Origin of the sequence: Geobacillus sp. CAMR5420, from assembly GCF_000691465.1 — a bacterium.
Classification (GTDB): domain Bacteria; phylum Bacillota; class Bacilli; order Bacillales; family Anoxybacillaceae; genus Geobacillus; species Geobacillus thermoleovorans.
In genome coordinates this window covers 1-5,892 of the sequence record NZ_JHUS01000093.1, presented here as the reverse complement: position 1 = coordinate 5,892, position 5,892 = coordinate 1, and the positions used below count along the sequence as shown (strand labels likewise).

Genomic DNA, 5,892 nt, shown 5'->3' with positions numbered 1-5,892 from the left:
CCGAATTTTCTCAACATCACCGCCGCGCAGCTGGAAAAAACGTTTCGCACGAACGTATTCGGCTGCTTTTTCCTAACGAAAGCGGCGCTCCCACACTTAAAAAGCGGAAGCGCGATTATTAACACCGCTTCGATCACCGCCTACGAAGGAAATGAGCAGCTCATCGACTACTCGGCGACAAAAGGCGCAATCGTCGCGTTCACCCGCTCGCTCGCCAAAGCGCTCGTTGGGCAAGGCATCCGCGTCAATGGCGTCGCCCCAGGCCCGATTTGGACGCCGCTCATCCCCTCCACCTTTCAAAGTGAGCAAGTCGCCGCATTCGGCGCCAACACGCCGATGAAACGTCCCGGCCAACCGTGCGAAGTCGCTCCAAGCTATGTCTTTTTAGCCAGCGAGGAGGCATCCTATATTACGGGGCAAATGATTCATGTGAATGGCGGGAAGATTGTCAATGGATAGAAAGCAGCGGAAAATGGAGCGTTCTTCAGCACCATGTAAATTTTATGTAATATTTTCTAACATGTTTGTTGAGCTGCCGGTATATAACCGCTATGATAAAAATACATGCTGCTTCTGATCCAAGTTCCTCAACCTTTTGCACATATGCGAAAGGTGCCCTCTCTTTCCTTGACTTGCAACAATTTGTTGCAAGTTTTTTTGTGTATGGCGATGATTCCGATGGCGGCAGCCTTGAAACATGTCGATGTCTCCTTCATAAATTTCATCCTTTTTTCTTCTTAACTCACATTTCGCACCCTCTCGACCAAAATCGGGAGGATTTTTTCATCCCGGTGTCGAATAGGTCCTTGACACACAAGGAATGCAAAGGAGTTTTTCCATCATGGACGTTCGAATTCGGGCGATTTATGAAAGTTCCTATTTGAATATAATAAGTACCATTTTCAAAGATCTTGGCCTCCCTCAGCTGATTGACCGGCTGGTTCCGGTGGATCCTCAATGCCAAACCCGAGCCAGTGATGTGGTCGGGCTGCTTCTCTTGGATATCTTGAGCGGCCGGCAAGCCCTCGTTCATTTGGAACGGTGGGCGCATGACATCGACTTGCCCAAGCTGATCCGGCCAGGATTGGATCCGTCTTGGTTCAACGACGATGCCATTGCTCGCCATTTGGACCGGCTGTATGAGGCCAATATCCATCAAGTCCTGTCGTCTTGCCTGGTGCAAATCTACAAGAAAGAAGGCCTCCCTCTCCGTGTCTTTCACGCGGATACGACGGACAAGACGGTTTACGGTGCGTATGAATCCGATTCGTCGGATGGGTTGCACATCACCTATGGCTATAACCGCCATCATCGCTGGCAAAAACAGATCGGCTTCGGCTTGATCGGCAACGAGGACGGCATTCCGTTTTACGGCGATGTGCACGACGGCAACGTGCCGGACAAAACGTGGAATCCCGAGGTGTTGTCGCGAGTCCATGAACAGCTGAAGCAAGCGAAGATCGAAGACGAATGGATTTACGTGGCAGATTCCGCTGCGATGACGAAGGACACGCTGGCGCAAACGAAAGCCGCCAACGCCTTTTTAATCACGAGAGGGCCGTCGTCGCTCCGGATTGTCAAAACGGCGCTTTCGGAGGCGGATGCCCAACCCGATTCGGCGTGGAGCGCCCCCTTTGCGCTGGCCGAGAAAAACGGCGCCACGTACCGGGTATGGGAAACGGCCTCAACATATGAAGGCCAGCCCGTACGGCTGATCGTCGTCGAATCGAGTGCGCTCGACCAGCGAAAAGGAAAAACACTCGAAAAAGAGCGGGTCAAAGAAGCGGAGCTTCTTCGCGAGGAACAAGCCCGTTGGGAGCGTCATCCTTTCTCTTGCCGGGAAGACGCCGAACAAGCCTTGGCGTCCCTAAAGGCATCCCTTCGTCCCCGGTTCCATCGAGTGGAGGCCGCGGTCGAAGAGATCGTGCGTCCGAAAAAACGGCGTGGACGGCCGAAAAAAGGGGCGGAACCGGAAATGGAGACGCTGTACACCCTTCGGCTGAGCGTCGAATTCGACCAAGACGCGTGGGAACAGGCGAGACGGAAAGCGTCCCGGTTTGTCCTCGTCACGACCGTTCCGAAGGAATGGAAGGGCCAACCCATGGATGCCCAAGAGATCTTGAAGCTGTATAAAGGGCAGATCTCGGTGGAAATGAACTTCTCCTTCCTAAAAGATCCGTTCTTTACGGACGAAATTTACGTCAAAAAACCGGAACGAGTGGCGGTGTTGGGCTATTTGTTTCTGCTGGCCTTGGCCATTTATCGCGTCTTCCAGCGCCGAGTGCGTCAGTTCATCACACCTGAACGCCCGTTAAAGGGCGCAGGAGGCCGGAAATTGACCCGGCCAACCGGACAAGCGATTTTTCAATTGTTTTGGTATGTCAGAGTCGTCCTGTTGGAACTGCCGGATGGGCAAATCCAACGCAGGCTGGGGAAACCGCTCACCCCTGATCAGCGAAGGATTCTGCAAGGATTAGGGATGGATGAGAGCATTTACTTGTAAAGGTTATACGGAACGACTAGCGATGGTAAAAAAGGATTGCCATCGCTTGTTGTGTTGGTCAAAAAGTTATTCTGAAAAACTAAATAAAAAATCCTTTGTTTCTACCTTGTTAGGGTGCGAAATGTGAGTCTTAATCTCATTAATGAAATACTGTTTATTAAAACACACTTTAAACGATTGAAGATAACATATTATTTCATTATTGTTGATACTTTATTTAAATATTAATATTTTAGACAAACATTTTCGAAAGCTTTTTGAACTTGTCGTACTGTAGCTTTATGCAAAAAGCCAAATCTCTTATGATAATTTACGAAGGATTTCCTGTTGGAAAGCACATGGGAGGGGAATAGTTATGAAAGCTGCTGTAGTGGAACAATTTAAGGAACCATTAAAAATAAAAGAGGTGAAAAAACCAACCATTTCATATGGAGAAGTATTAGTCCGCATTAAAGCATGCGGTGTATGCCATACGGACTTGCATGCCGCTCACGGTGATTGGCCAGTAAAACCAAAACTCCCTTTAATCCCCGGACATGAAGGAGTTGGGATTATCGAAGAAGTAGGTCCGGGCGTAACCCATTTAAAAGTGGGGGATCGCGTTGGAATTCCTTGGTTATATTCTGCTTGCGGACATTGTGAATATTGTTTAAGCGGACAAGAAACATTATGCGAGCACCAAGAAAACGCTGGCTACTCAGTCGATGGGGGGTATGCAGAATATTGTAGAGCTGCGGCAGACTATGTGGTCAAAATTCCTGACAACTTATCGTTTGAAGAAGCTGCTCCAATTTTCTGTGCCGGAGTTACTACCTATAAAGCGTTAAAAGTAACAGGTACAAAACCTGGAGAATGGGTAGCGATCTACGGTATCGGCGGCCTTGGGCACGTTGCCGTTCAATACGCTAAAGCGATGGGACTTAATGTCGTTGCAGTGGATATCGGCGATGAAAAACTTAAACTTGCAAAAGAGCTTGGCGCTGATCTTGTTGTAAACCCTATGAAAGAAGATGCGGCGCAATTTATGAAAGAGAAAGTTGGCGGAGTTCACGCGGCAGTTGTAACAGCTGTATCTAAACCAGCCTTTAAATCTGCGTACAATTCTATTCGCAGAGGCGGTACGTGCGTTCTTGTCGGATTGCCGCCGGAAGAAATGCCTATTCCAATTTTTGATACCGTACTAAACGGAATTAAAATTATTGGCTCTATTGTCGGTACACGGAAGGACTTGCAAGAAGCTCTCCAATTCGCTGCGGAAGGTAAAGTAAAAACCATTATTGAAGTGCAACCTCTTGAAAAAATTAATGAAGTATTTGACAGAATGCTAAAAGGTGAAATTAACGGACGGGTTGTTTTAACGTTAGAAGATCAATAAAATAATAAAACTCTTTTTTTCAACAATTAATATAATTTTACATTCGGCGTTCTGGGGCTGTCTCTTAAAGATGAGATAGCTCTTTTTTATATAATGAACTGTTCTTGTTCTTTTGTTAGATACAACCGCAATTGATAACATGTCCAATCCTCTTCCCCCATCCCCTTACTTTTTTTATGTATTTTTGGCCATTTCAAATAAGGTTACATCAACTCAAGTAAAATCCCGCCTCATCGGCATTCTTCTCTCGCTTTCGTTTTGGTTAGAAACGGGAGACTCTCTTCCAAGTTACATGAAAAAGTAAAAGAGTATAAATCATAACCAATAGTATATTTTTTGACACTATGTAAAAATAAAGTGCGTACTTCTAAAGATAAATCATACATAGTATACTCATCAGTGTGTAAGAGATAAAAACACAAACAACCAACAATAAACTTTTATGAGAGGTGAAGAATTCATGGAATTACAATTAGCATTGGATCTCGTAAACATTCCAGAAGCGAAAAAGCTGGTAAAAGAAGTCGAGGAGTATGTTGATATTGTAGAAATCGGCACTCCAGTTATTATTAATGAAGGGCTCAGGGCCGTAAAGGAAATCAAGCAAGAATTCCCTCATTTAAAAGTATTGGCAGACTTAAAAATCATGGATGCAGCCGCATATGAAGTCATGAAAGCATCCGAAGCCGGTGCTGACATTATCACTATACTTGGAGTTGCTGAAGATTTGTCCATCAAAGGTGCCGTGGAAGAAGCTAAAAAACAAGGCAAACAAATCTTGGTGGACATGATCGGAGTGAAGAATTTGGAAGAACGAGCGAAAGAAGTAGATGAGTTTGGAGTCGACTATATTTGTGTACACACAGGTTATGATCTTCAGGCAGTCGGAAAAAACTCTCTTGAAGACCTTGCAACAATCAAACGTGTCGTGAAAAACGCAAAAACTGCGATCGCAGGCGGCATCAAATTAAACACATTGCCTGAAGTCATTAAAGCAAAACCTGATCTTATCATTGTAGGTGGCGGCATTACTAATCAAGAAGATAAACGAGCTGTAGCTGCTGAAATGAAAAAAATGATCCAACAAGGTGAATGAAATTATGCAGACTACGCAATATTTAGGTGAAATCATAAAAGAGTTAAATCGGACAGTCGATTTCATCGCTGATGAAGAAGCTGAAAAATTGGTAAATGCGATTCTCGAATCAAAGAAAATTTTTGTAGCCGGCGCAGGTAGATCTGGATTTATGTCCAAATCTTTTGCGATGCGAATGATGCACATGGGGTTAGACGCTTATGTAGTAGGCGAAACCATAACCCCTAACCTAGAACAAGATGACATTTTGATCATCGGATCGGGTTCAGGGGAAACGAGAAGTTTAGTTTCCATGGCCGAAAAAGCCAAAAGATTAGGTGCAACAATAGCGTTAGTGACCATTTCCCCTGAATCGACCATTGGACAATTAGCTGATATCACGGTCAAATTACCTGGCTCACCTAAAGACCAATCAGACAATGGATACAAAACCATACAGCCGATGGGATCACTATTTGAGCAAACCCTCTTACTATTCTATGATGCTATCATATTAAGATGTATGGAGAAAAAAGGATTGGACTCCAATACCATGTTTAAAAGACATGCCAATCTGGAATAGAGTATAAGGACTCTTGCGCAGACAATCTTAAACCATTTAAAATTTTAAACTATTCAAACTGAATTTTCAACTTAAAAACCACGGGGGAAAGGGGAAAAGACCGCAGAGCTTTCCTTAAAAAACGCTTTGCGGTCTTTTTATGAACTGATTTTTGAGCGGGAGATTGGATTCATGCCAATGCCAACCATGTGTGATCATATAGTATCAACCATTTCCAACAGTTTGATCATCATCATTCTCTGCGTATACATAAGATCGCTCTCCCTCGATCAGCGGTACCTCCATCATCACCTGCATTCTTAAAGGATGCAAATAAAATCGGTTACAGTTGGAACATTGTAAATTATCACTTTATT

General features: G+C 44.7%; 5 protein-coding genes. All 5 read left to right on the top strand.

All coding sequences use genetic code 11. From position 1 onward, the window contains the following. Nucleotides 1-459, top strand: a 459-nt coding sequence (locus tag DI44_RS00015) for an SDR family oxidoreductase (protein WP_033026787.1), incomplete at its 5' end; no start/stop codon positions are given. 382 nt (nt 460-841) lie between these two features. After that, nucleotides 842-2,503, top strand: a complete 1,662-nt coding sequence (locus DI44_RS00020; protein ID WP_033026784.1) for an IS1634 family transposase — start codon at nt 842-844, stop codon at nt 2,501-2,503. 355 nt (nt 2,504-2,858) lie between these two features. Next, nucleotides 2,859-3,878, top strand: a complete 1,020-nt coding sequence (gene adhP, locus DI44_RS00025; RefSeq protein ID WP_033026782.1) for an alcohol dehydrogenase AdhP — start codon at nt 2,859-2,861, stop codon at nt 3,876-3,878. A gap of 460 nt (nt 3,879-4,338) precedes the next feature. After that, complete coding sequence (gene hxlA / locus DI44_RS00030) at nt 4,339-4,974, top strand: 3-hexulose-6-phosphate synthase (protein WP_033026780.1); 636 nt, start codon at nt 4,339-4,341, stop codon at nt 4,972-4,974. A 4-nt stretch (nt 4,975-4,978) separates the two neighbouring features. Next, nucleotides 4,979-5,536, top strand: a complete 558-nt coding sequence (gene hxlB / locus DI44_RS00035) for a 6-phospho-3-hexuloisomerase (RefSeq protein WP_033010876.1) — start codon at nt 4,979-4,981, stop codon at nt 5,534-5,536. Nucleotides 5,537-5,892: the final 356 nt, after the last annotated feature.

Excerpts from the sequence above, each read along its gene's own strand:
- DI44_RS00020 (WP_033026784.1), top strand. The coding sequence starts at position 842 with ATGGACGTTCGAATTCGGGCGATTTATGAAAGTTCCTATTTGAATATA.
- adhP (WP_033026782.1), top strand. The coding sequence starts at position 2,859 with ATGAAAGCTGCTGTAGTGGAACAATTTAAGGAACCATTAAAAATAAAA.
- hxlA (WP_033026780.1), top strand. The coding sequence starts at position 4,339 with ATGGAATTACAATTAGCATTGGATCTCGTAAACATTCCAGAAGCGAAA.
- hxlB (WP_033010876.1), top strand. The coding sequence starts at position 4,979 with ATGCAGACTACGCAATATTTAGGTGAAATCATAAAAGAGTTAAATCGG.